Source organism: Halorubrum sp. B53, from assembly GCF_059752395.1.
In genome coordinates, this window is the sequence record NZ_MWTH01000015.1 from 432,555 (window position 1) to 456,016 (window position 23,462).

Below are 23,462 nucleotides of genomic sequence, written 5' to 3' on the forward strand. Positions count from 1 at the left end.
CGAGCCGGCCCGCGGACCCGTCACCACCCTTCTCCTTGCCTAGTCCCCTCTGCCGCCGCCAATAACTATAATGTTCTATAATGTAGTTATATCGAACGAATTGTGAAGATAAATAGATTTAATACACAATCTGTTCTCAAAGCGGAGTGAAGACGACCAGAATCGGCCCGGCGGAGTCACGTCGGCTGCCGAGAACGGTCGCACGGACTGAACGATGTCAGGGTCTACCTCGAAACCGGCGGTCGGAGCGCTCCCGGACACGACGGCCGAGAGGCCGGTCGTGCCCGTCGCACTCACGTGGCTCGCGTGGTCGCTGTTCGCCGCGAGCGTCGCCGCGCTCGTCGGCCGAGTTCGGTTCGGGTTCGCTCCGGAGATCCCCGGGGTCGTCGCCGTCGACGGGCTGACCGTCCTGATGTGGGTCGTCGTCGCCTTCTTCGGCGGCGTCGTCCACAGCTACTCGCGCCGCTACATGGCGGGGAGCGCCCACGAGACGGAGTTCTTCCTCACCGTGTTCGGGTTCGTAACGGTCGTGATGACGCTCGTCGCGGCCGACCACCTCGCCCTGTTCGGACTGCTGTGGCTGGCGATGGGGCTGGCGATGGCGAGGCTGATCGGCATCGTCGACGGCTGGGAGCAGGCGCGGGCGGCCGCGGCGGTCGCCCGGCGGTACTTCGTCGCCAGCAGCGCGCTCCTCGGCGTCGCGCTGGCGGCGCTCTGGTGGGCGACCGGCGCGACGACGGTATCGGGCGTCGCCGCGGCCGCCGACGCGCTCGGCGGGCCGATATGGCTCGTCGCCGCCGGCTCGCTCGTCCTCGCGGCGATGATCCAGTCCGCCCTCGTGCCGTTCCACGGCTGGCTCCTCTCCTCGATGACCGCGCCCACGCCGGCGTCGGCGCTGATGCACGCCGGCTTCGTCAACGCCGGCGGCGTCCTCCTGTTACGCTTCGCGCCGGTCGTCACCGGCGACGCGACCCTCATGCTCGCGATCGTCGCGGTCGGCGCGGCCAGCGCGCTGCTTGGGAAGCTCCTCAAGTCCGTCCGCCCGGACGTTAAGAGCAAGTTGGCCTGCTCCACGGTGGGGCAGATGGGATTCATGATCATGCAGGCCGGCCTCGGCTTCTTCGGGGCCGCGATCACCCATCTGATTCTGCACGGGTTTTATAAGGCGTACCAGTTCCTCGGCGCGGGCGGCGGGATCGAGCGGACGAGCCCGGCCGAGAAGGCGAAGGACGCGACCGGCGGATTCCGCGTCCTCGATCTCGCCGTGACGCTGGCGACCGGACTGGCGGGGGGCGCGGTCTTCGTGCTGCTGACGGGGAAAGGGACGAGCGTCGACAGCGGTCTCCTGCTCGTCCTGTTCGTGGTTTTCACTACCCTCCACGCGGCGCGCGGCGCGGTCGGGCACGCCGAGCTCCCGGCGGGGGTCCGCTACGGCGCGGTCCCGCTGGCCTTCCTTCCGGCAATCACCGTGTACGCGCTGGTGTACAGGGCCGTTTCGACGCTCTTGGCCGGGCTCCCGGTCGTCACCGCGCCGACCGAGCTGACCGCGGTCCACGGTCTCGTGGCCGTCGCCTTCCTCGCGGCGTACCTCGCGATGGAGGCCGGCGTCCACGAGCGCAGCCGGCGCCTCTACGTCGCGCTGCTGAACGCGGGGCACCCGTCCCCCGGTACCGTCCTGACGAACACCGGAGAGTACGACGACGGAGGCGCCTAATGAGCACCGAATCAACCATCGACGACAGCGTCATCCACGACAGCATCGACGAGGCGGCGGCGACGGTCGGGTCGGTCTGGCCGATCCACTCGTTCGTGACCGCCAACCCCCTTTCGGGGTTCGAGAACGTGCCGTTCGACGAGGCGGTGACGCAGGCGGCCGACCTGCTGGGCGGCCGCGGCTACCCGAGCCGGGAGGCGTTCCGGGCCGCGCTCGACGACGGGCGGATCGACCGGGAGACGCTCGAGTCGGAGCTCGCTGACCGCGGCTACGAGGCCGACCCGGAGACGCTGCTGGAGCGCGTGGACGCCGCGGTCGAGTCGGCGCCGTCTGACGAGGACGCGGCCCCGTCTGACGAGGGGGCCGAGCGGGTCGACCACGTGCTGACGAAGTGGCTCTCGGCCTTCCTCGACGAGGGACACGCCGCGTGGTCGATGCCGGACCGCGACGACGGGTTCTACGCCGCCTTCCGCGAGGTGGCGGCACACGACGCCGCGGTCCCCGACGAGGGGATCCTCGCGTCGCTCCCCGAGACCCCGACCGAAGCGATCGAGGCCGTCCTCGACCCGTACCCGGAGAGCCAGTGGGTACCGATCTTCGAGGCGCAGCTGGCCGCGCTCCCGGGGTGGACCGGCTTCATCAAGCGGCGCGCGGACGACGACGGCGCGTGGCAGTCGGCGTGCCCGATCACGCTGGCGGAGTACCTCGCGGTGCGTCTCGCGCTGCTCGACGGGTTCGGCGTCGAACTCGACGCCGCCACCGGCCCCGACGCCGCTGACGCCGACCCGGCCGACGAGCTCGCCGAGGCGTTCCTGAGCGCGTGGGAGGCGAGCTACCGCACCGAGGTCGTCGACCGCGTCGCCGCCGAGAGCCGGGCGTTGGCCGAGAGCGAGCCGGCAGCCGAGGGCGAGTCGCCGGCCGCGGGAGGCGGACCGTCGGACCGCCCCGACGCGCAGCTGGTGTTCTGCATCGACACCCGCTCGGAGGTGATCCGGCGTCACGTCGAGGCCGAGGGCGACTACGAGACCCACGGCTACGCCGGCTTCTTCGGCGTCCCGATGGAGTATCAGGGGTACGACGCCGAGACGTCGGTCGACGCCTGTCCGCCGATCTTGGAACCGCAACACCGGATCAGCGAGATCCCGACCGAGCGGGAGGCGCGGGCGCGTCGCGACCGCCGGTCGAGCGTCCGCGAGGTCGCGGGCGAGGTCGTCAAGAAGCTGAAAACGAACCCCGCCAGCGCCTTCGGCTTCGTCGAGAACGCCGGGAGCGGCTACGGGCTCGCGCTCGCGGCCCGCACGCTCCTCCCGGGTCGCGTCCGCGACCTGCTGGGGGCCGCCGACGACGCGGTGCCCGACGACCGCGAGTTCTGCGAGCAGACCGTCCACCACCAGCACACTCACGCGGGCGACCTGCCCGTGGGGCTGACCGATGAAGAGAAGGTCGAGTACGCCGCGACCGCCTTCGAGCTGATGGGGTGGGAGGAGTTCGGCCGGCTCGTCGCCTTCGTCGGGCACGCGAGCGAGACGACGAACAACCCGTACGACTCGAGCCTGGACTGCGGCGCGTGCGCCGGCAACCCCGGCGGGCCGAACGCCCGCGTCCTCGCGTCGATCTGCAACGACGCCGGTGTGAAGGCGGCGCTGCGCGAGCGCGGCTTCGACGTCCCCGACGACACCGTCTTCCTCGCCGGCGAGCACAACACGACGACCGACGAGGTCGAGCTGTACGGCGACGTGCCGGAGAGCCACGCGGACGACCTCGCGCGGTTGCGCGCGGACCTCGACGCCGCCCGCGAGGGCGCGGCCGCCGAGCGCGCCGCGTCGATGGGTGCCGACGCCGTGGCGGGCGTCGAGGAGACCGAGCGCCGCGCCGGCGACTGGGCCGAGACGCGTCCCGAGTGGGGGCTGGCCGGCAACGCCGGCTTCGTCGTCGGGCCCCGCGAGCTGACGAGCGACCTCGACCTCGACGGCCGCGCGTTCCTCCACTCGTACGACTGGTCGACCGACCCCGACGGCGACGCGCTCGAGTCGATCCTCGCGGGGCCGATGGTCGTCACCCAGTGGATCAACGCCCAGTACTACTTCTCGACCGTCGACAACGCGGCCTACGGGAGCGGGTCGAAGGCGACGCAGAACCCCGTCGGCAACGTCGGCGTCTACCAGGGCAACGGCGGCGATCTGATGACCGGCCTCCCCCGCCAGTCGCTGATGGCCGACCACGAGACGCCGTACCATCAGCCGCTCCGGCTCTCCGCGGTCCTCCACGCGCCGGTCGAGCGCGTCACCGACGCCCTGGCCGACCACGACGAGGTGACCGAGCTGCTCGACAACGAGTGGCTCTCGCTGACGGTCGTCGACCCCACCCGGGACCACCGCGCGTTCCGGTACGAGCGCGGCATGGAGTGGGAGCCGATGTCCGAGCCGTCGGCGGCGGAACCGGAGGCACCGGCCGGGCCGGAAGCGACGAGTGACCCGGAGGCGCCGACCGAGCCGGAGGATCCGGTCGCCCCCGCGGCCGCCGACGACTGACGCGGGCGCGCTGCTCCATTTATAAGTGTGTGCGCAGACGGTACGACCATGTCGTCACCGCCGTTCATCGATCAGGCGTCGGGAGAGTTGGACCTCGGTCAGATCCTGTCGGAGGCGTTGCCGCTCGCCGGGCTCGTCATCCTGTTCGGAGGAGCGGCGCTGCTCCTGTTCCTTATCACGCTGCTTGTCGGCCCCGGAGGGCTGCTCGCGGGCCTCCTGACCGTCGCGTCGCAGTTCGTGCTGGCCGTCGGCGCGGGCGTCGTGCTGATGTACGTGATTGCGCGGGGGATCCAGCTCGCCGACGGGTGACGGGCGGCCGCGAGAGAGCGGGCGAGGCTTTCTCGCGGGGGCCTCGCGACCGCGCCCTCGATCGAGATATATCATTTATAATAATGTTAAAAATCGGGGGCAGCAGTCGGCATCTCGGATTGATGTCACGGGAAAAGAAAATTACATATGGGCGGTCGCGCGACGGTGACGCATGGTCGTAGTCACCAACCATGACTAACGTGCTCTCACTCGCACTCGTCGGTGCCGTGCCGATCGGCGTCGCGTTCGTGCTGCTCGCGGGGCTCCGTTGGTCCGCGGCGCGAGCGATGGGGGTCGGCTGGCTCCTCGCGACCGGTATCGGGCTCACCTACTGGGGCATGGAGCCAAACTGGCTTGTCGCGTCGGCGGTGTACGGGGTGCTCCAGGCCGTGGACATCATCCTCATCGTGTTCGGTGCCATCCTGCTGATGAACTACCTCGAAGGCAGCGGCGCCATCGCCACGATCCGGTGGTACTTCGGACAGATCGAGGAGGACCGTCGCATCCAAGTGCTCCTCGTCGGTCTCGGGTTCATGACGATCATCGAGGGGGCGGCCGGCTTCGGGACGCCGGGCGCGCTCGCCGCGCCGCTGCTCATCGGCCTCGGGTTTCCGCCGCTGGCCGCCGCGGTGTTCGGCCTCTTCTTCAACGCGCCGAACCCGCCGTTCGGGGCGGCCGGCACCCCCGTCATCGGGGGCACCGGCGCGGTCATCGAACCGGCGCTGTCGGGCTCGATGGGCGTCGGCGAGTTCCTCTCGATGGTCTCCGCCTGGAGCGGCGTGGTCACCGGAGTGACGTACGTCTTCTGGGGGCTGCTCGGCGTGTTCTTCCTGACCTACTGGTTCGGCGACGCCGACGGCGGACGGAGCGTTTCGCGCGCCGTGCGGAGCACCCTCCCCATCGCGCCGTTCGCGCTGCTCCTCGGCGCCGTCACCGGCGGGACGCAGCTCCTGATCGCGTGGTTCGTCGGCCCCGCGCTCCCCGACATCGCGGCCGGGTTCGTGGTGCTCGCGGTCGGCCTCCTGCTCGCGAACAACGACGTCCTCGTCCCGGAGCGCGAGTGGGACTTCCCCGACGAGTCGACGTGGACCGACACGTGGCTCGGCGGGCTGGAATTCGACGAGATCGCTCGGGACCGGCCGAGAAAAGAGATGCCCGTGCTGCTCGCGTGGACGCCGTACCTGCTCGTCGCGCTCGCGCTGCTCGTCACGCGCTGGCCGGACCTCACGGTCGGCGGCGTCGCCGTGCTCGGCTGGATCCAGAGCTTCACGGTCAGCCTCGACTCGATCCTAGGCACCGAGCTCGGCTACACCCTCCAGTACCTCTACCTCCCGGGGACGATGCCGTTCATCCCCATCGCGATCCTCACCGGTCTCCTCCACGGGATGGACGCCGACGAGATGGGGGCGGCCTGGCGACGCTCGGTGACGCAGGTCGCGCCCGCGGCGCTCACGCTGATCATCGCCGTCTCGATGACGCAGATCATGATCCAGTCGCAGACGAACACCGCCGACCTGCTCGGGATGATGGAGGCGCTGAGCCGCGCGCTCGCCATGGGCGCCGGCGGCCTGCTGCCGGTCGTTTCGCCGTGGGTCGGCGCCATCGGGTCGTTCATGACCGGCAGCAACACGTCGTCGAACATCCTCTTCAGCGTGCTCCAGTACAACGCCGCCGAGACGGTCGGGCTCTCCCGGACGATCGTCGTCAGCCTCCAGAACGTCGGCGGCGGCCTCGGTAACATGGTGTCGGTGCTGAACGTCGCCGCCATCTGCGGCGTCGTCGGGATCACCGGACGCGAGGGCGACCTGCTGCGGAAGGCCATCGTCCCGATGGCGCTGTTCGCGCTGTTCGCCGGGCTGTTCGGAATGCTGCTGACGTACGTCCTAGTCCCCGGCCTGTTCTGAGCCGGGGCCGGCCGTCGCTCGCTTCTCGTCGTGTGAACGCGTCCCGTCGCGGCGACAGGGTTAAATTAGTGTACAGACTTGTACATCACAACGCGAAGTAATACATCGGTGAACACTATGGATATCAACGACACGGTCGAACGCGTGACGGACGGGGCGGATCTGACTGTCGAGGAGTCGCGCGAGGCCGCGCGGCTGGTCTTCGAGGAGGCCACCGAGGCGCAGATCGGCGCGCTCCTCGCCGCCCTCCGGGCGAAGGGCGAGACGGAGGCCGAGATCGCCGGCTTCGCGCAGGGGATGCGCGACGCCGCCCGGACGATCGAGCCGGACCGCGAGCCCCTCGTCGACACCTGCGGGACCGGCGGCGACGACCACGACACGATCAACGTGTCGACGACCGCCGCCATCGTCGCCGCGGGCGCGGGCGTCCCGGTCGCCAAGCACGGCAACTACTCCGTCTCCTCCTCCTCGGGGAGCGCCGACGTGCTGGAGGTCGCGGGCGCCGACGTCGAGGCCGAGCCGCCGGCCGTCGAGGACGCCATCGAGGCCGACGGGATCGGGTTCATGCTCGCGCCCGTCTTCCACCCGGCGATGAAGGCCGTCATCGGCCCGCGCAAGGAGCTCGGGATGCGGACGATCTTCAACGTGCTCGGCCCGCTCACCAACCCCGCCGGCGCCGACGCGCAGGTGCTCGGCGTCTACGACCCCGAACTGGTCGGGACGATCGCCCGGGCGCTCGCGCACATGCCCGTCGAGCACGCGCTGGTCGTCCACGGCGCGGGGATGGACGAGATCGGGATCCACGACGAGACGGTCGTCGCGGAGGTCGAGGGCGAGGACGTCACCGAGTTCACGCTCGCCCCCGAGGACCTCGGGCTCGACCGCGCCCCGATCGAGGCCGTCTCCGGGGGGACCCCCGAGGAGAACGCGGCCGACCTGCGCGGGATCGTCGACGGCTCCGTCACGGGCCCGAAACGGGACCTGATCCTCGCGAACGCCGGCGCGGCGATCTACGTCGCCGGCGAGGCCGACTCCCTCGAGGCGGGCGTCGAGCGCGCCGCCGAGGCGATCGACTCCGGCGCGGCCGCCGAGAAGTTCGCGGCGCTGTGCGGCGACGGAGGAGCCCGGAAAACGGGGGCGACAGCGGGGCCGGAGGACGACGACTGATGGCCCGGGTGAAGATCTGCGGGCTCACGCGCGGCGCGGACCTCCGGGCCGCGATCGACGCCGGCGCCGACGCGGTCGGCGTGATCTCGGAGGTGCCGGTCGACTCGGGGCGCGAGATCGACCCCGCGACGGCGGCGCAACTGCTCGCGGACGTGCCGCCGTTCGTCACCGCGACGCTCGTCACGATGCCGGATTCCGCCGAGCGCGCGGTCGAACTGGTCCGGACGATCGGGCCCGACGCGCTCCAGCTCCACGGCGAGTGGACCGCCGACGAGATCCGGTACATCCGCGCGGAGACCGAGCGGAAGGTGCTGCTCGCGGTCGACGCCGACGACCCGGCCCGCGCCGAGGAGTTCGACGCCGTCACCGACGCGCTCGTGATCGACTCCACCGACGACGCCGGCGCCGGCGGCACCGGCGAGACCCACGACTGGGCGAAGACGGGCGACCTGGCGGCCCGGCTCACGTCGCCGGTCGTGCTCGCCGGCGGGCTCACGGCCGACAACGTCGCCGAAGCGGTCCGCGTCGCCGACCCGTTCGCCGTCGACGTCGCCTCCGGCGTCGAGCTCGCGGACGGCCGGAAGGACCACAACGCAGTGGCCCGCTTCGTCGCGAACGCGGGCCGGGAGATGGAGCTCGCATGAGCGACGACGGCTCCCCGCTGAACCGCTCGAAAGCCGCGTTCGTCGAGCTCGCCGCCGACGCCGAGCGCCCGGTCGTCGTCCGCGCGTCAGCGACGCTCGACGCCGACGTGACCCCGCTCGCGACGTACGCCACCCTCGTGGGCGAGGGGCCGTACGGGTTCCTCTTGGAGTCCGGCGAGAAGGTCGCCTCCAGCGACCCGGACGGCGCGTTCACGTCGGGCGGGAAGGCCGACCGGCACGCCCGCTACTCGTTCGTCGGCTACGACCCCGAGGCGATCGTCTCCGTCCACCCCGACCGCACCGACGTGACTCGGCTCGGCCCCGCGGCCGAGTTCGTCGGGGACGGATCTGAGAAAGAGATCGGCCCCGCCGCCGGCGACGCGGTCGACCGGATCCGCGCGGCGTTCCCGGACGTGAGCCTGCGCGGGTTCCCCGACACCGACCGCCAGATCCTCTCCGGCGGGTTCGTCGGCTTCCTCGCGTACGAGGCCGTCTACGACCTCTGGTTAGAGGAGGTCGGCGTCGAGCGGCCGGAGACCGAGTTCCCCGACGCCGAGTTCGCGTTAACGACCCGCACGGTCGTCTTCGACGAGAAGGAGGGGAGCGCCGAGCTCGTCTTCACGCCCGTGATCGGCGTCGACGACGACCCCGCGGCCGTCTACGACGACCTCGTCGCCGAGGCGGAGCGCGTGGGGGCGGAGCTGCGCGAGGCCGCGCCGCCGGAGCCCGACGGGATCCGCGTGGCGTCGGAGTCGGCCGACCCCCGCGAGGAGTACGAGGAGGCGGTCCGGACCGCCAAACGGCACGTCCTCGACGGCGACATCTACCAGGGCGTGATCTCGCGGAGCCGCGAGCTCCGCGGCGAGGTGGACTCGCTCGGGCTGTACGCGGCGCTCCGCGAGGTGAACCCCTCGCCGTACATGTACGTGCTGCGCCACGACGACCGGAGCATCGTCGGCGCGAGCCCGGAGACGCTGGTGTCGGTGCAGGGCGACCGGATCGTCTCGAACCCGATCGCGGGCACCTGCCCCCGCGGGACGAGTCCGGTCGAGGACCGCCGGCTCGCCGGCGAGATGCTCGCCGACCCGAAGGAGCGCGCCGAGCACACGATGCTCGTCGACCTCGCGCGCAACGACGTCCGGCGCGTCTCGGAGGCGGGCTCCGTCCGCGTCGAGGAGTTCATGAACGTGCTGAAGTACAGCCACGTCCAGCACATCGAGTCGACGGTCACGGGGACGATGGCGGCCGACGCCGACGCGTTCGACGCGACGCGCGCGACGTTCCCCGCCGGCACCCTCACGGGCGCGCCGAAGGTGCGCGCGATGGAGATCATCGAGGAGTTGGAGACCACCCCGCGGGAGGCGTACGGGGGCGGCGTCGGCTACTACGCGTGGACCGGCGACGCCGACTTCGCCATCGTGATCCGGACCGCGACGCTCGACGAGTCGCCGGCGGGCGCGAGCGACCCGGCCGAGACCGCGGTGACCGTCCGGGCCGGCGCCGGGCTCGTCGCCGACTCCGACCCGGCCGCCGAGTACGAGGAGACCGAACAGAAGATGGACGGCGTGTTGACCGCGATCGACCGGATCCGGGACGAGGAGTCGCCCGAGGACGACCCCCTCCCGGCCGGCGCGGAGGTCGACGAATGAACGTCGTCGTCGTCGACAACTTCGACTCGTTCACGTACAACCTCGTCGAGTACGTCTCGGACCAGACGCTCGGCGACGAGGGCGCGGCGGGCGACGGGGACGACGCCGGAGCCGAAGCGAGCGGCGAACCGGAGCCGATCGACGTGACGGTGTTTAAAAACACCGCGTCGCTCGCGGAGATCCGGGACGCCGAGCCGGACGCGATCCTCATCAGCCCCGGTCCCGGTCACCCGAAGAACGAGCGCGACGTGGGCGTGACGACCGACGTGCTCCGCGACCTCTCGCCCGAGGTCCCGACGCTCGGCGTCTGCCTCGGCCTCGAGGCCGCCGTGTACGAGTACGGCGGCACCGTCGGTCACGCCCCGGAGCCGATCCACGGGAAGGCGTTCCCGGTCGACCACGACGGGAAGGGGGTGTTCGCCGGGCTCGATCAGGGGTTCCGCGCCGGGCGGTACCACTCGCTGGCCGCCACCGAGGTCCCCGACGCCTTCGCGGTGACGGCGACGACGGACCACGAGGGCGACGAGATCGTGATGGGGATCCGCCACCGCGACCACCCGATCGAGGCGGTGCAGTTCCATCCGGAGAGCGTGTTGACCGCTGCGGGCCACGACCTGATCCGGAACTTCCTCGCGTCTATTTAAAAGGGACCCCTCGCGCTTCAGCGCGGGGAGGGCGTCAATCCGAGCCGTCGTCGGCCGAGCCGCCGGCGTCCGCTTCTTCGCCCGCGTCGTGGTCGTCTTCTTCCTCGCCCGCGTCTTCCGCCTTCACCTCCTCGCCGGTCTCGTCGACGCCCCGCCCGGCGAGCCCGACGAGGTGGCCGACCTCGGAGAGGATGATCTCGTCGACGCCGAGCCGCACCGCGTTCTCGGAGCCGGGCAGACAGAAGACGGGCGTGGCGGAGGCGATCCCGGCGGTCGCCCGCGAGCCGATCGTCCGCGTCCCGATCTCCTCCTGCGAGAGCCGGCGGAACAGCTCGCCGAAGCCGGGAAGCTTCTTCGCGAAGAGGCCGGCGACCGCCTCCGGCGTCACGTCGTCGGGCGTCACGCCGGTCCCGCCCGTGGTCACGACGACGTCCGTGTCCTCGCGGCGGGCCAGCCGGTCTACCGTCCCCTGGACGCTGTCGTACTCGTCGGGGACCAGCTCGCGGACGGCGACCTCGTGGCCGGCCTCCTCGAAGGCGGCGGCCACGTAGTCGCCGGAGGGGTCCTCGTCGAGCGAGCGCGAGGACGACACCGTCATGACCGCGACCGCGATCGAATCGGCGTCGTGGTGGTGGTGGTCGTGGTCGTGCCCCTCGTCGTGATGGCGGTCGCTCTCGCCGTGGCCCTCTCCCTCGCCGTGACCATCTCCCTCCTCGTCGTGGTCGTGCGCGTCGCTCATGGCTCCACGTATCCCGTCGACGGTGAAAACACCTCCCCGACGCGGCGGTCGCTCGCGCCGTCACCGGCGACGCCGACTTAGGGCCAGTCGTCGCGCGACGGCTCCTCGGGCGCCTCGTCCTCGTCCGGCTCCTCGGTCGCGAGTACCCAGCCGGCGGCCTCGGCCGCGTCCTCGACCTGCAGGAACTCCCAGCCGGTGGCCTCGGCGACGGCCTCGTCCTCGTCGTCGACGCCGACGAACACGTGCCGGTCCGTGTCGAACTGGCCGGCGATGTTCTCTAAGCTCTCCTCGACGCCGCGCGGGCCCGAGAAGAAGTCCTGACGCACGCGGTGTTTCCGGGTGAAGTTGGTCACGACGTACGTCGGCTTCTCGCTGACGACGCCGACGTACTCCGTCCACTGCCGGGCGTTGTTGAACACGTCGTTGGGGTCAGCGAGCGCCTTCAGCGCCTCCAGCTCGAACGCGAGCGTCATGTCGGTAGATCCGCCACTGTCCATGGATACGCGTTCTCGCGGCGGGCGAAAACAACTTCGCTTCCGCAGCGGGTATCGAGGTCGGCCGACGCCGCGTCGCCGTCCTCAGCGCGTGCGGACCTGGTAGTAGTCGGTGAACTTCACGAAGTCGCCGTCGTCGAGGTCGTCGAGCTCCGGCGCCGTCCGCGGTCGCCCGGCGAGCTCTCTGACGAGGATCTGAGCGTCCTCGCCGAGTTCGTCGTAGTGACGGACCCGCGCGTCCGGCGGGATCCAGCCGGTTCGGCGGAGCCGGAGCCGCCGCCCCGTCTCTCGGAGTGACATACGATAACACACACCATAGATCATGATAAACGTTACGCCGGTTCCGAGCGCGTGGGACGACGCCGAGACCGACGGTCAGGCGCGCGGGTCGGCGGTCAAGAGCGCTGTCGCTCGGGCGCGGGAGAGAGCGTCACCGTCACCGCGGTCCCGCGGGGCGAGACATCCTCGACCGTCGCCGACCCGCCCGACTGCTGGAGGACCCAGTAGACGAGCCACAGGCCGAGCCCGCTCCCGTGGTACAGCGCGTCCACGGCGCGCCCCGTCTCGAGCACGTCGCGGTTCATGTCGGTCAGGCCGGGGCCGTCGTCGACGATTCGCACCCGAATCGCCTCCGCGGTCGTCTCGACTGTCACGTCGACGGTCGGGTCCCCGTCGTGGTAGACGATCGCGTTCCGGACGAGCTCCGCCAGCGCGCGGTCGAGCCACGCGGTCGCCGAGGCGACGGCCTCCCCGTTGGCCGGCGTCGACGCCGAGACGTCCGCGTCCGGGTACTCGGCGGCGATCGACTCGACCACCCCGTCGACGGCACGCCCCACGTCCATCGGCTCCACCTCGGGCGCGTCGCTCAGGATCTCGGTGATGTGGTGGGCCTTCTCGCTCGTCGTCAGGAGGTCGTCCGCCCGCGAGACGATGTACGAGGCCGCCTCGGCGGCGACAGCGACATCGCCGCCGCCGTCGGGGCCGTTGGCGTCGCCGTCGCCGCCGTCGGAGTCGCCGTCGACCTCGGGGGCCGTTTCGACGATCTCAGTCGCCCGTCCCCGGATCACCGTCAGCGCGTTCCGGAGGTTGTGCTGAAGCACCCGGTCCACGACGCTGAGCTGGCGCGCCCGGTTCTCGCTGTCGGTCACGTCTCTGAGGACGCCGACCACGCCGGCGACCCCGTCTCCGTCGGGGTCCTCCAGCGGGTAGTACCGGACGTCGAACGTGCGCGTTCCGCGGACGGGGTGCGTGCGCTTCGTCCGGTACTCCACGGGCTGACCCCGCAGCGCGCGGTCGACGTGTCGTTCCACGTCGTCGAACCGATCGTCGTCGACGACGTCCGCGAGCGTGAGGTCCCGCACGTCGTCGGCTCCGATCTCGTGGTACGCCCGGTACTGGGGGTTCGCGAACAGGAAGCGACCGTCGCGGTCGACGGCGGCGATGAGGTCGGTCGCCCCGTTGACGGCGCGTTCGTAGCGCTCGAGCTCCGCCTCACGGCGCTTCATGTCGGTGATATCCCGGCAGATCGCGAAGGTGCCAGCCAACTCGCCGTCGGCGTCGTAGTAGGGCGACCGCCGCGTGTTGAACGTCGCCTCGCGGTCGCTGCGCTCGAACGTCGGCGACACCTCGTACTCGACCGGCTCCTCCCGGTCGAGCACCTCCCGCCGGCGCTCGGCGATCTCGGCCGCCGTCTCGGGGTCCATGAATGCGAACTCGTCCCTCCCGTACAGCTCCTCCCGGGGGACGCCGGCGAAGTCGCTCACCGCCTCGTTAAGCAGCTCGAACTCGCCGTCGCGATTCTGGAGAAGGATCGGATCGCCGAGCGCCTCGACGACGTCGCGGTACTGCTTCAGCCGCCCGACGGCCTCGCGCTGCTCCGTCACGTCGGTCTGGATCGCGACGAACCGGGAGACGTCGCCGTCCTCGTCGAACACCGGCGCGATCGTCTGGTGGGCGTGGTACGTCTCGCCGTCGCGCCGGCGATCGACGATCTCCTCCTCCCACACGCCGCCGGCCTCGATCGTCTCCCACAGCGCCCCGAAGTACTCGTCGGACATCTCACCCGAGTTGAGTATCGCCGGCGTCTCGCCGACCGCCTCGTCGGGATCGTACCCCGTGTTCTCGGTGAACGCCGGGTTGACGTACTCGATCGTCCCGTCGGTGTCGGTGACGTAGACGGCGTGACCGGCGTGCTCGACGAGGTTACGGAAGGTCCGCAGGTCGCGTGCGGCCGCCTCCTCGACGCCGTCCCGAAACACCCCGGTGTACACGGGCTCGCCGGACGGGCGGTGCTCGTGGAACCGCACGGAGAAGGCGACCGTCCGCCCGTCGGCGTGCCGCAGGGGACAGGCGAAGCCGCCGGCCTCGGCCAGCTCCGCGGGGGACGACAGCCGCCGCCGGAGCGAGCGGACGCGCTCGTCGTCGCGCCCCTCGGGGATCAGCTCCGCGAAGCGCCCGCCGCGAAGCTCGGCGGGGTCGTAGCCGAGGACCGACTCGACCGCCGGGTTCGCGTAGACGACGGCGCCGTCGCCGTCGACGGAGATGACCGGATCAGAACATCCCTCGACGAACGAAGCGGCGAAGCCGCCGCCCGGCGGCGACGGGGAGTCGGCGGACGGTTCGCGTGGCATCAGGAACGAGAATACGGCCGACAGACGTGAAAATCTACTGGCTCGGTTCCGCGGAACGAAAACGGCCCGAGCGACGGCGGCGTTACTGCTCTGTCGTCGCCGCCAGGTCGTCGACCGAGAAGCCGGGCTCCATGAGGAGCTCCGTCTGGCCGCTCACGTCGCGGCCCTCGCGCATGAGCTGTTTGAACGCGGACTGCGGCGAGAGGTCGCCGATGAGGACGCCGCCGACGACCTTGCCGTCCTTGAGCGCCACGCGGCGCCACTCGCCCTCGGCGGTGGTCGCCTCGACCGAATCGTCGCCGAGTGTCGGGTGGCCGAACGAGAGGAACGGGAAGTCGAAGTGCGTGATCGAGTACGAGGAGACCCACCTGAACTCCTCGCTGCCGTAGTCGAGCATGTTGCGGGCGGCGACAGTCCCCTGCTCTTTCGCCGAGCCCCACGAGCCGTTCTTCGCCCGCTCGCCGAGGACCAAGTCGTTGAAGGTGGTGATGTCGCCCGCGGCGAACACGTTGTCGACGTTGGTGCGCATGTACTCGTCGACGACAACGCCGTCCTCGAGCTCCAGCGGCGTGTCCTCGACGAGCTCGGTGTTGAAGTTCAGGCCGATGGCGACGCCCGCGAAGTCGCACTCGTGGCGCTCGCCGTTCGGGTCGACCGCGGCCACGACGTGGCCCTCGTCGTCGACCTCGAAGCGGTCGACGCCGGAGCCGAAGACGGGCTCGACGCCGCGCTCGCGCATCGCGTCGTGCATGATCTCCGCGCCCTCCTCGGAGAGCGCGTAGCGCCACCAGTTGTCGCCGCGCATCAGGTACTTCGCCTCGACGTCCTGCGCGCCGCAGATGGCCGCGAAGTCGATACCGAGGAGGCCGGCGCCGACGATGACGGCCTTCTCGGCGTCCTCGACGCTCTCCTTAATTTTGCGGGCGTCTTGGAACGTCCAGAAGTGGTGGATCCCGTCGGCGTCGGCGTTGTCGACCGGGAGCTGCTGGGGCGTGCCGCCGATCGCGAGCAGCAGCGTGTCGTACTCGAACGTCTCGCCCTCGTGGGTGTGGATCGCGTCGTTCTCGACGTCGATGTCGACGACGACCGTGTTGAGTCGGAGGTCGACGTCGTGGTCGTCGTACCACCCCTCCTGGTGGATCGAGATGGGGGCCTCGGGGAGTTTCCCCTTCGCGTACTCTTTGATCAGGATCCGGTTGTAGAGGGACTCCCCCTCGTCGGTGAGAACCGTGATCTCGGCGTCAGGCGCTTGCTCGCGCAGCGTCTCGGCCGCGGACGCGCCCGCGATACCGTCCCCGACGATCACGTACGAATCGCTCATGTGCGGCCGTTCGGATTCGGGGTTAATGTGGGTTGTCATCCGCGTTGACAACCGTGATATTCACACGCTCGGGTCCCGCGTCGGGCCCGTTCCCCGTCGTGATCGATACGCTCAGTCGCGGTCGCCGGCGCCGGCGGGCTCGGCGGGGAAGTCGCGCTCGCCGGCCTCGATCCGGACGTCGAGCCAGTTCTCCGTGGGCGTCAGGGGGCACTCGTAGGCGTGGTTGTACGCGCACGTGGGATTGTACGCGACGTTGAAATCGAGGGTCCACTCGTCGTCGGCACGGTCGCGGTCGGGCATGAGATCGAGGTACCGCCCCGCGCCGTACGTCTCCTCGCCGTTGGTCTGATCGCGGAACGGTACCCAGAACCGGTCCGAGCCGTCCGTCGGGCGATACGCCTGCAGCGAGTGCGTCTCGCCGTCGATCTCGAATCGGAACTCCCCCCACCGGCGGTACGTCTGCTCGCCGTCCGCGGTGGTTTCGACGGGTATCGTCTCCTTCTCGTCGTGTTCGTGGAGCGGGAGGTCAAACCGGTACGCCGGGTCCGGATCGTAGTACGCGAGCCCGGGGAACGCGTCGCCGCGCATCCCGATCGGCAGCGGCGACCGCGCCGACTCGCGGAACTGCGCTTCCTTCTCGCGACGCTCCCGTTCGATCCGCTCGGCCCAGTCGCCGGTCTCGGTCGCGTTCATCTCACCTTAGTATTGTGAATACTGTACAATAACACTTGCGTCGGTTCTCGCGGGCGGCCGGCGTCGGCTCGTCGACGGTCCGACGCGACAGAAACGCCACAGATTCAAGGTCGTGCCGGCCCAACGAACCGTATGAAGATCCGGCAGAACATCCGCCACTGGGCCGCGAAGAAGGCGTTGACGACGCCGGTCGTCGGCGACGTCGCGAACGACAAGCTCGTCGACCTCCACACGAGCATCTTCCTCAACAAGGCCGACGAGGAGCGCCGGGAGGAGCGCCGCGAGCACCTCGACGACTTCTTCGACGGGACGATGGACGCGTACGTGGCCGCCCTGGAGGCCGGCTTCCCGGAGGCCGAGGCCCGCGAGATCACCCACGTGCAGGCCAACTTCGACTTCTTCAACCACGGCTGGACGGAGATGATGGAGATCCCGGGCGACGAGTTAGAGGAGCATTACCGGCGCTACGAGGAGTTCTTCACGACGCACGGGATCACGATCGACGACCCGCTCGGCGAGTTCCGACCCGTCGACGGCGTCGCCGACGCCCCCGAGACGCCGGAGCGGCTGGAGACCCCCGAGTACGAGAACGCGCTCGCCGGCTTCGCCGACGACGTCTACGTCCAGACCGACGACGGCGAGACGATCGTCGGCGGCGAGACCGAGGAGCCCGACGAGGTCGACCCGGCCGCGGCGCCCGGGCTCGACGAGGACGAGGCGAGCGCGTAGCGAGGTAGGCGCATAACGGAGTCGACGCGTAGTCGGGTCGACGCGTAGTCGGACACCGTCTCGGGAGCCGCCCACGTTTATATTTCGGCGGCGAGAGCGCCCTGCATGAACCGCGGCCAGTCGTTTCTCCTCCTTTTGATCGGCACGGTCGCGCTGTTGACGCTGTTCGTCATCCTGCCGTTCGCCGAGTACGTCATCGCGTCGGCGATCCTCGCGTACGTGCTCTACCCGTTCCACGTGCGGCTCTCACGGGGGATCAGTCGGACGCTGGCGCGTCGCGTCGGGGAGTCGCTGTCCCGTCGGCTCGGACGGATGCTCTCCGGAATCTCGCTTATCGTCGCATCGGTCGTCGCCGTGATCCTCCCGGTCGCGTACATCTCGTGGGTGTTCGTCCGGGACCTCACGGCGATCGCGCGGGGGAACACCGACATCGAGGTCGCGGCGATCGAGGCCGAGATCGCGGCGCTCACCGGTCAGGAGGTCGAGGTCGGCGAGGTGCTCGCGACAATCGGTCAGGCCCTCGTCAACACGTTGTTCGGCGGCGTCAGCGGGGTCGTCAGCACGACGCTCCGCGCCTCGGTGGGGCTCTCGCTGGCGCTGTTTCTCGTCTACTACGCGCTGCTCGACGGGCCGGCGTTCGTGGGGTGGATCCGCGACACGAGCCCCCTCCCTTCGGACGTCACCGCGGACCTCGTCGACCGCGTCGACGCGATGACCCGCGGCGTGGTGATCGGTCACATCGTCGTGGCGCTGCTGCAGGCGCTGGTCGCGGGGATCGGCCTCTGGGCGGCCGGCATCCCGAACGTCGTCTTCTGGACGTTCGTCATGGCCGTGCTGGCGCTGTTACCGCTGATCGGGGCGTTCTTCGTCTGGGGACCCGCCGCGGCGTACCTCGTCGTCGTCGATCAGGTCACGGCCGGCGTGTTGCTCGCGCTGTACGGCGTGTTCGTCATCGCGATGGTGGACAACTACGCCCGACCGATCGTCATCGACCAGCAGGCGCACCTGAACCCCGCCGTCATCCTCCTCGGCGTGTTCGGCGGGATCTACTCGGTCGGGTTCACCGGGCTGTTCGTCGGCCCCATCGTCATCGGCGTGCTCGCGGCGACGCTGGAGACGTTCCGCGAGGACTACGACGCGATCGGCGGCGGGTAGGCGGCGGGATTCAGCGGGTTGACGGCGACGTGATTTAAGCCGTCCAGCCGCGTACGTTGGCGTATGGTAACCGCCGTCCGATCCCGACTCCCGGACCGCCGGGACGCCCTCCTGATCGCCGCCGCCGCGGTCGCCGTCAACCTGATCGGGGCGGTCGGCGTCCCCTTCACCGCCACCGAGAGCGCGTGGTTCGCAGAGCTCGCGCTGCCGGCGTACTACCCGCCGGGCTGGGCGTTCGGCGTGGTCTGGCCGATCCTGTACGCGCTGCTGGGCGCCGCCGCGGCGCTCGTTTACCTCCGGGGCCGCGACGCGGTCAGCGGTGCGGGCGTCGCGAACGCGCCGGAGGTCGCGCGCGATCCCGAGACCGCCCGCGACGCCCGGACCGCGCTCGGGCTGTTCGCCGTCCAACTCGGTCTCAACGTCGCGTGGTCGCCCGTCTTCTGGGGCCTCGAACGCGCCGACCTCGGGCTCGCCGTGCTCGCCGCGCTGATCCCGCTCGTGGTCGCGACGGTCGCCGCCTTCGACCGCGTCGACCGCCGGGCCGCACTCCTGTTGGTTCCCTACCTCGCGTGGGTCTGTTTCGCGACCGCGCTCAACTACGGGATCTGGGCGCTGAACTGAGAGATCTGGGCGCTGAACTGAGCCGGTCGGTTACCCGGGCTCGCCACCCTCCCCGAGCCGGTCCGCGATGAACCCCTCCTCGCGCGGGTCGAGGTCGCGGTCGCCCTCGCGGAAGGCGCGGAGTCCGGCGCGGTACCGCTCTCCGCTCGGGCCCGCCTCCGCGGCCGGCTCGCTCGCCGGGCGCTCCAGCTCCAGCTCGGCGATCCCGGTCTGCTCGCCGGTGTACGCGAAGCCGCATTTATAAAGCGCCGCGTAGGCGAACGGGTTGTTCACCGCGATCCGGACCCGGTCGTACCCGTCGGCCGCGAGCCGGGAAACGGTCCGATCGACGAGTCGCGGGCCGAGCCCCTCGCCCCGGCGCGCGACGTGGACGGTGACGTACCGGAGGCGGCAGCAAGCGGGGTCGGTCCGGTCGGGCGAGAAGGATATCGCGGCGACCACGTCGTCGTCGAACTCGCTTGCCTCGACCGTCGGCGGAAGCGGCTCCTCCGGCTCCCACTCCGGGACCGCCGGCGAGCCGTCCGGCGTCCGGAGGACGGCCTTCCCCGGCGCGCCGACGACGAACTTGCCGGCGTAGGCGAACACCCGGTAGTCGAGCCGCAGCGTCGCCCCCGCTCCCGGCTCGCCGACGACGGCGTACTCCATGGCCTCGTTACGTCGCCGCAGTACAAATGCGGAGCGGCGCGGCGTCGCCGCGACTATTTAAATATCCTCGTCGCCGAAAGTGCCCATGCACGGCCTCGGCGACGTCCGCTTCTTCGACCTGACGGCGCCCCTCTACGACCGCGTCATGCCGCCGGCGAACGGCGAGGCGCTGGCCGCAGGGCTCGACCACGCGACGCGGCCGATCGACCGGCTGCTCGATGTCGGCGGCGGCTCCGGCCGAGCGGCCGCCGCGCTGGCGGGACCGGAGATCGCGGTCGTCGACGCCTCCCTCGGGATGCTTGCTCGCGCCCGCGACGATCGGGGGCTCTCGGGCGTCGCCGGCGACGCGGGGCGCCTCCCGTTCCGCGACGGGACGGTCGACGCGGTCACGATCGTCGACGCGTTCCACCACCTGCCCGATCAGGAGGCCGCGATCCGGGAGGCCGCGCGGGTGCTCGCGGCGGGCGGCGCGCTCGTACTCCGGGAGTTCGACCCCGAGCACCCGCTGGGGCGCGTCCTCGTCGCCGCCGAGCACGCGATCGGGATGGCGTCGCGGTTCCGGACGCCGGCGGATCTAGCCCGGGCGTTCGACGACGCCGGGCTCGATCCGCGGATCGTCGACCGCGGCTTCGGCTACACGGTGGCGGGCGTCAAGCGCGAAGAGTAACCGGAGGCGAACCGATCCGCGAGGGAGGCGAACAGCCCGACGACGGAGGCGCGCTAGTCGTGCGAGTGGCTGTGCGCGCCGTGGTCGTGGGCCGCGTCCTCGTGGGACGAGTCGCCGTCGTGGGTGTGGTCCTGCTCGCCCGAGTCCGTCTCGCCGAGCACCTCCGCGCCCTCGCCGTCGATCATGTCCATGTTCTTGAGGTTGTCGCGCTCCTCGAAGTCCTCGACCGCCTCCATCACGTCCTCCTGGGTGATCGTCATCCGGTCCTCCGTGAGCGCGCCGAGGACGGCCTCGCGCAGCACCATCCGGAGGTCAGACCCCGTGAGCCCGCTCGTGCGGTCCGCGACCTCCTCGGGGTCGAAGTCGGCGATCTTCATCTCGCGGGTGACGACGCGGAGGATGTCCGCGCGCATGTCCCGGTCCGGCTTGGGGAAGTTGACGATCTCGTCGAAGCGGCGCCACGCGGCCGCGTCGAGCTGGTCGGGGTGGTTCGTCGCGCCGATGAGGAGGACCTCGTCGCGGACGAGCGACACCTCGTCGATCGACTTGAGGAGGGTGTTGACCGCGCGCTTCAGGGCGGCGTGCTCGTCGGAGCGGCGGGTCTTCGCGACCGAGTCGAACTCGTCGATGAAGAGGATACACGGGGAGAGCCGCTTGGCGACCTCGAACGTCTTCTCGACGTTCTTCGCCGTCTCGCCGAGGTACTGACTCGTGATCATCGACATCTTCACCTCGACGAGCGGAATCCCCAGCTGGTGGGCGAGCGCCCGCGAGACGGTCGTCTTCCCGGTTCCCGGCGGGCCGACGAACAGCAGCTTCCCGATCTCGCGGAGGCCGATGCTCGCGAGGTACTCGCGGTGCTCGATCGCCTTCACGATCTTCTGGATCTCTCCCTCTTGGTCGCCGGTGAGCACGAGGTCGGCGAGCGTCGTCTCGATCTCCTCGGGGGCCTGCACGTTGACGAGGTCGAGCATCTCGCCGTCCTCGTCCTCGTCGAAGTACTGCTCCAGCAAGGCGTCGATCCAGACGCGGTCGGCCTGGATCGGCCGGACGTCGTCGCGCGCCTCCTCGTGGGTCACGGGCGCGTCGAGGTCCTCGGCGAGCTCGAGCGCGGCGACGACCGTCGGGTTCTGGGCGATCCGATCGGCGTCGGCGTGGTCGCGGTACCACTCCAGCGCCATCGCGGGCTGCGTCAGCGAGATCTCGCCGGAGAACTCGGTGCGTTGGGTAAAGAGGAGGTCCGAGACGGCGTCCCATGGGTGCTCGACGCCGGTGGCGGTTCGGGTCGTCTCGCTTGTCGCCTTGAGCGGTCGCTCGACGCCGCCCGGTGCGTCGTCGGCGGCGTCGTCCGACCAGAACACCTGGCGGAAGCGCGGGGGCAGGTCGTTCTCGTCGAGGTCGCGGTTCTCGGTGTAGAGGTGCGTCGTCAGCACGAACTCGACGACGTCGAGCGCCGGGTTACTCATCCGCGCGACGTAGCCGCGGGACGCGGTTAAGCGCGTCGAACCGCGGCCGTCGTCGGGGGGCGTTCCGCCTCTCGCACGCGTCGAACCGGTGCCAGCCCGGGTGCGGCGGTGCCAGCCCGGGTGCGGGGGGTGCCAGTCCGAGTGCGGCGGTGCCAGCCCGGGTGCGGCGATCACCGGTCGCGCGCCGGCGACCCCCTGCCGGCGTATCGAACGCTTATTAGCCCTGGTGTTCGACCTAGTTCTCATGAGCTCAGAGGACGCGGCCGCTCCCGGCGACCCCTCCGGAGGGGCCGACGCCGACTCGGACCACGAGAACGCGCTTCAGGACGTGATCGCCGTCGACCCCGACGACACGGAGCAGGGCACGGTGAACCGGCTCGACGCGCACACCGGCGACGGGATCCGCCACCGGGCGTTCACCTGCCTCGTGTACGACACCGAGGGCCGGATCCTGCTGGCCCAGCGCGCGCCGACGAAGCGGCTCTGGGACGGCCACTGGGACGGCACCGTCGCCTCCCACCCGGTCGAGGGACAGACGCAGGAGGACGCGACCGCGCAGCGCCTCGAAGAGGAGCTCGGGATCACGCCGGACCAGTACGGCGACCTCCGGGTGACGGACAAGTTCGAGTACAAGCGCTACTACCCCAACGAGGGTGTCGAGTGGGAAGTCTGCTCGGTGCTGAAGGTCACCCTCGACGACACCTCGCTCGACCCCGACGAGGCCGAGATCGGCGGGATGCTGTGGGCCGACTACGAGCACCTCCACGAGAACCCGGCGCTGTACCGTCAGCTCCGGCTCTGCCCGTGGTTCGAGATCGCGATGCGGCGCGACTTCTCCTGAGCCGGCCCCGAGCGGGCTCCGTGCGACCTCGAAGCGGGCCACGAACGGGTCGTCGGCGCCGACCCGAAACGGCGACTTGAAGACGCGCGGGCGACTCGGTCCGCTATGACCGTCGTCGTCGTCATGGCGCAACCGCCCCGCGAGGGGCTCGTCGCGACCGGGATCGCGGAGTCGACGCCGCTCTCGACCGCCGAGGCCGCCGACCTGTACGAGGCGCTGTTCCGAGACGTCGTCCTCGCGGTCGACCGCTCCGGCGGCTCCCTCCTCGTCAACTACCCGGTCGACGACGACCTCCCCGCCGAACACCGCACCGAGACGGCCCCCGAGGCCGAACTGCGCACGCTCGTCGCCGACACCCTCGGCGGTACCGAGGACGCCCGCTTCGAGCGGCAGGTCGGGTCGTCGTTCGGTGCGCGCGTCGGCAACACCGTCACGCACCTGCTCCGCGAGGAGGGCGCCGACTCCGTCGCCGTCGTCACGCCGCAGGCGCCGCTGCTCTCGCGCACCGTCATCGACTCGGCCGCGATGAAGCTCCGGACGAACGAGGTCGTGCTCGGCCCCTCCACCCGCGGGCGCACCTACTACGCCGGCTTCACCGCGCCGATCGACTTCGACGGCGCGTTCGAGGCCCCGAGCCTCCCGACGCTGGCGTCGCGCGGCCGGGACGCCGACCTCGACGTGGAGTTCCTCGAGTCCTCGCCGTCGATGGTCGACGGCGACGACCTGCTCGACGCCGTCCCCGTGTTGCGCGCGCGGTTCGCCGCCGAGCGCGTCGTCCCCGACTACACCGCCGCGTTCGTCCACGAGCACGGGCTGGACGTGGTCGTGGAGGACGGCGAGGAGCGGGTGGTGCGAGAGTAGAACAGTATCCACACCGCAATTTAAACCGAACCGTTGCA

At 70.6% G+C, this 23,462-nt stretch carries 22 protein-coding genes; 14 read left to right on the top strand and 8 right to left on the bottom strand.

Translation table 11 applies throughout. The features are described 5' to 3' along the window. Positions 1-214 precede the first annotated feature (214 nt). The 8 genes from B4V06_RS14770 to trpG all read left to right on the top strand — a co-directional run bounded on the left by B4V06_RS14770 (position 215) and on the right by trpG (position 10,562). Positions 215-1,714 carry a proton-conducting transporter transmembrane domain-containing protein gene (locus B4V06_RS14770; protein ID WP_123112747.1) on the top strand — a complete coding sequence of 500 codons (1,500 nt, stop codon included), beginning with the start codon at positions 215-217 and terminating at the stop codon, positions 1,712-1,714. Beyond that, positions 1,714-4,245 carry a DUF2309 domain-containing protein gene (locus B4V06_RS14775; protein WP_123112748.1) on the top strand — a complete coding sequence of 844 codons (2,532 nt, stop codon included), beginning with the start codon at positions 1,714-1,716 and terminating at the stop codon, positions 4,243-4,245. The genes B4V06_RS14770 and B4V06_RS14775 overlap by 1 nt, the downstream gene beginning before the upstream one ends. A gap of 48 nt (positions 4,246-4,293) precedes the next feature. After that, a complete protein-coding gene (locus B4V06_RS14780; RefSeq protein ID WP_123112749.1) occupies positions 4,294-4,554 on the top strand; it encodes a hypothetical protein in 261 nt (86 codons plus the stop codon). A gap of 191 nt (positions 4,555-4,745) precedes the next feature. Then, complete coding sequence (locus B4V06_RS14785) at positions 4,746-6,458, top strand: L-lactate permease (RefSeq protein ID WP_498170414.1); 1,713 nt, start codon at positions 4,746-4,748, stop codon at positions 6,456-6,458. 117 nt (positions 6,459-6,575) lie between these two features. Beyond that, positions 6,576-7,625, top strand: a complete 1,050-nt coding sequence (trpD, locus tag B4V06_RS14790) for an anthranilate phosphoribosyltransferase (RefSeq protein ID WP_123112751.1) — start codon at positions 6,576-6,578, stop codon at positions 7,623-7,625. Beyond that, complete coding sequence (locus tag B4V06_RS14795; RefSeq protein WP_123112752.1) at positions 7,625-8,269, top strand: phosphoribosylanthranilate isomerase; 645 nt, start codon at positions 7,625-7,627, stop codon at positions 8,267-8,269. The genes trpD and B4V06_RS14795 overlap by 1 nt, the downstream gene beginning before the upstream one ends. Next, positions 8,266-9,918, top strand: a complete 1,653-nt coding sequence (gene trpE, locus B4V06_RS14800; RefSeq protein ID WP_498170416.1) for an anthranilate synthase component I — start codon at positions 8,266-8,268, stop codon at positions 9,916-9,918. Before B4V06_RS14795 ends, trpE begins: the two co-directional genes overlap by 4 nt. After that, positions 9,915-10,562: an anthranilate synthase component II gene (gene trpG / locus B4V06_RS14805; protein WP_123112754.1), complete on the top strand. Its 648-nt coding sequence runs from the start codon at positions 9,915-9,917 to the stop codon at positions 10,560-10,562. The genes trpE and trpG overlap by 4 nt, the downstream gene beginning before the upstream one ends. 34 nt (positions 10,563-10,596) lie before the next feature. Here the strand turns inward: trpG and B4V06_RS14810 are convergent, their stop codons facing one another. The 6 genes from B4V06_RS14810 to B4V06_RS14835 form a co-directional block, all read right to left on the bottom strand. Continuing rightward, entirely contained in the window at positions 10,597-11,301 is a 705-nt protein-coding gene (locus B4V06_RS14810; RefSeq protein WP_123112755.1) for a MogA/MoaB family molybdenum cofactor biosynthesis protein, read from the bottom strand. A 77-nt stretch (positions 11,302-11,378) separates the two neighbouring features. Beyond that, positions 11,379-11,798 (bottom strand): DUF7124 domain-containing protein, encoded by a 420-nt coding sequence (locus tag B4V06_RS14815; protein WP_498170419.1) that lies wholly within the window; start codon positions 11,796-11,798, stop codon positions 11,379-11,381. Positions 11,799-11,879: 81 nt separating this feature from the next. After that, entirely contained in the window at positions 11,880-12,095 is a 216-nt protein-coding gene (locus B4V06_RS14820; protein ID WP_123112757.1) for a DUF7979 domain-containing protein, read from the bottom strand. 95 nt (positions 12,096-12,190) lie between these two features. Next, positions 12,191-14,425 carry a PAS domain S-box protein gene (locus B4V06_RS14825; RefSeq protein WP_498170420.1) on the bottom strand — a complete coding sequence of 745 codons (2,235 nt, stop codon included), beginning with the start codon at positions 14,423-14,425 and terminating at the stop codon, positions 12,191-12,193. Positions 14,426-14,507: 82 nt separating this feature from the next. After that, positions 14,508-15,746, bottom strand: coding sequence for an NAD(P)/FAD-dependent oxidoreductase (locus B4V06_RS14830; RefSeq protein WP_123112759.1), 1,239 nt, complete (start codon positions 15,744-15,746; stop codon positions 14,508-14,510). Positions 15,747-15,857: 111 nt separating this feature from the next. Further along, positions 15,858-16,439: a DUF1684 domain-containing protein gene (locus B4V06_RS14835; RefSeq protein WP_123112760.1), complete on the bottom strand. Its 582-nt coding sequence runs from the start codon at positions 16,437-16,439 to the stop codon at positions 15,858-15,860. Between the two features lie 132 nt (positions 16,440-16,571). Here B4V06_RS14835 and B4V06_RS14840 point away from each other — a divergent pair, with 132 nt between their 5' ends. The 3 genes from B4V06_RS14840 (at position 16,572) to B4V06_RS14850 (ending at position 18,944) form a co-directional block, all read left to right on the top strand. Continuing rightward, a complete protein-coding gene (locus B4V06_RS14840; RefSeq protein WP_498170423.1) occupies positions 16,572-17,168 on the top strand; it encodes a DUF6149 family protein in 597 nt (198 codons plus the stop codon). Between the two features lie 105 nt (positions 17,169-17,273). Then, a complete protein-coding gene (locus tag B4V06_RS14845) occupies positions 17,274-18,323 on the top strand; it encodes an AI-2E family transporter (RefSeq protein WP_123112762.1) in 1,050 nt (349 codons plus the stop codon). A gap of 63 nt (positions 18,324-18,386) precedes the next feature. Beyond that, positions 18,387-18,944 carry a TspO/MBR family protein gene (locus tag B4V06_RS14850; protein ID WP_498170425.1) on the top strand — a complete coding sequence of 186 codons (558 nt, stop codon included), beginning with the start codon at positions 18,387-18,389 and terminating at the stop codon, positions 18,942-18,944. A gap of 30 nt (positions 18,945-18,974) precedes the next feature. Here B4V06_RS14850 and B4V06_RS14855 read toward each other — a convergent pair whose 3' ends face one another. Further along, on the bottom strand, positions 18,975-19,589 hold the full coding sequence (locus B4V06_RS14855; protein WP_498170427.1) for a GNAT family N-acetyltransferase: 615 nt from the start codon (positions 19,587-19,589) through the stop codon (positions 18,975-18,977). Positions 19,590-19,674: 85 nt separating this feature from the next. Between B4V06_RS14855 and B4V06_RS14860 the strand changes: the two genes are divergently transcribed. Further along, complete coding sequence (locus tag B4V06_RS14860; RefSeq protein WP_498170429.1) at positions 19,675-20,256, top strand: class I SAM-dependent methyltransferase; 582 nt, start codon at positions 19,675-19,677, stop codon at positions 20,254-20,256. A gap of 53 nt (positions 20,257-20,309) precedes the next feature. Here the strand turns inward: B4V06_RS14860 and B4V06_RS14865 are convergent, their stop codons facing one another. Then, positions 20,310-21,722 (bottom strand): ATP-binding protein, encoded by a 1,413-nt coding sequence (locus tag B4V06_RS14865; protein ID WP_498170430.1) that lies wholly within the window; start codon positions 21,720-21,722, stop codon positions 20,310-20,312. Between the two features lie 244 nt (positions 21,723-21,966). Here B4V06_RS14865 and B4V06_RS14870 point away from each other — a divergent pair, with 244 nt between their 5' ends. Both B4V06_RS14870 and B4V06_RS14875 read left to right on the top strand, forming a co-directional pair. Further along, positions 21,967-22,563 (top strand): NUDIX hydrolase, encoded by a 597-nt coding sequence (locus B4V06_RS14870; protein WP_123112767.1) that lies wholly within the window; start codon positions 21,967-21,969, stop codon positions 22,561-22,563. 105 nt (positions 22,564-22,668) lie between these two features. Then, positions 22,669-23,424, top strand: coding sequence for a DUF2064 domain-containing protein (locus B4V06_RS14875; RefSeq protein WP_498170432.1), 756 nt, complete (start codon positions 22,669-22,671; stop codon positions 23,422-23,424). Positions 23,425-23,462 lie beyond the last annotated feature (38 nt).

Bases quoted from the DNA above. Each gene is read 5' to 3' on its own strand.
- B4V06_RS14770 (WP_123112747.1), top strand. From the start codon at position 215: ATGTCAGGGTCTACCTCGAAACCGGCGGTCGGAGCGCTCCCGGACACG.
- B4V06_RS14775 (WP_123112748.1), top strand. From the start codon at position 1,714: ATGAGCACCGAATCAACCATCGACGACAGCGTCATCCACGACAGCATC.
- B4V06_RS14780 (WP_123112749.1), top strand. From the start codon at position 4,294: ATGTCGTCACCGCCGTTCATCGATCAGGCGTCGGGAGAGTTGGACCTC.
- B4V06_RS14785 (WP_498170414.1), top strand. From the start codon at position 4,746: ATGACTAACGTGCTCTCACTCGCACTCGTCGGTGCCGTGCCGATCGGC.
- trpD (WP_123112751.1), top strand. From the start codon at position 6,576: ATGGATATCAACGACACGGTCGAACGCGTGACGGACGGGGCGGATCTG.
- B4V06_RS14795 (WP_123112752.1), top strand. From the start codon at position 7,625: ATGGCCCGGGTGAAGATCTGCGGGCTCACGCGCGGCGCGGACCTCCGG.
- trpE (WP_498170416.1), top strand. From the start codon at position 8,266: ATGAGCGACGACGGCTCCCCGCTGAACCGCTCGAAAGCCGCGTTCGTC.
- trpG (WP_123112754.1), top strand. From the start codon at position 9,915: ATGAACGTCGTCGTCGTCGACAACTTCGACTCGTTCACGTACAACCTC.
- B4V06_RS14810 (WP_123112755.1), bottom strand. From the start codon at position 11,301: ATGAGCGACGCGCACGACCACGACGAGGAGGGAGATGGTCACGGCGAG.
- B4V06_RS14815 (WP_498170419.1), bottom strand. From the start codon at position 11,798: ATGGACAGTGGCGGATCTACCGACATGACGCTCGCGTTCGAGCTGGAG.
- B4V06_RS14820 (WP_123112757.1), bottom strand. From the start codon at position 12,095: ATGTCACTCCGAGAGACGGGGCGGCGGCTCCGGCTCCGCCGAACCGGC.
- B4V06_RS14825 (WP_498170420.1), bottom strand. From the start codon at position 14,425: ATGCCACGCGAACCGTCCGCCGACTCCCCGTCGCCGCCGGGCGGCGGC.
- B4V06_RS14830 (WP_123112759.1), bottom strand. From the start codon at position 15,746: ATGAGCGATTCGTACGTGATCGTCGGGGACGGTATCGCGGGCGCGTCC.
- B4V06_RS14835 (WP_123112760.1), bottom strand. From the start codon at position 16,439: ATGAACGCGACCGAGACCGGCGACTGGGCCGAGCGGATCGAACGGGAG.
- B4V06_RS14840 (WP_498170423.1), top strand. From the start codon at position 16,572: ATGAAGATCCGGCAGAACATCCGCCACTGGGCCGCGAAGAAGGCGTTG.
- B4V06_RS14845 (WP_123112762.1), top strand. From the start codon at position 17,274: ATGAACCGCGGCCAGTCGTTTCTCCTCCTTTTGATCGGCACGGTCGCG.
- B4V06_RS14850 (WP_498170425.1), top strand. From the start codon at position 18,387: ATGGTAACCGCCGTCCGATCCCGACTCCCGGACCGCCGGGACGCCCTC.
- B4V06_RS14855 (WP_498170427.1), bottom strand. From the start codon at position 19,589: ATGGAGTACGCCGTCGTCGGCGAGCCGGGAGCGGGGGCGACGCTGCGG.
- B4V06_RS14860 (WP_498170429.1), top strand. From the start codon at position 19,675: ATGCACGGCCTCGGCGACGTCCGCTTCTTCGACCTGACGGCGCCCCTC.
- B4V06_RS14865 (WP_498170430.1), bottom strand. From the start codon at position 21,722: ATGAGTAACCCGGCGCTCGACGTCGTCGAGTTCGTGCTGACGACGCAC.
- B4V06_RS14870 (WP_123112767.1), top strand. From the start codon at position 21,967: ATGAGCTCAGAGGACGCGGCCGCTCCCGGCGACCCCTCCGGAGGGGCC.
- B4V06_RS14875 (WP_498170432.1), top strand. From the start codon at position 22,669: ATGACCGTCGTCGTCGTCATGGCGCAACCGCCCCGCGAGGGGCTCGTC.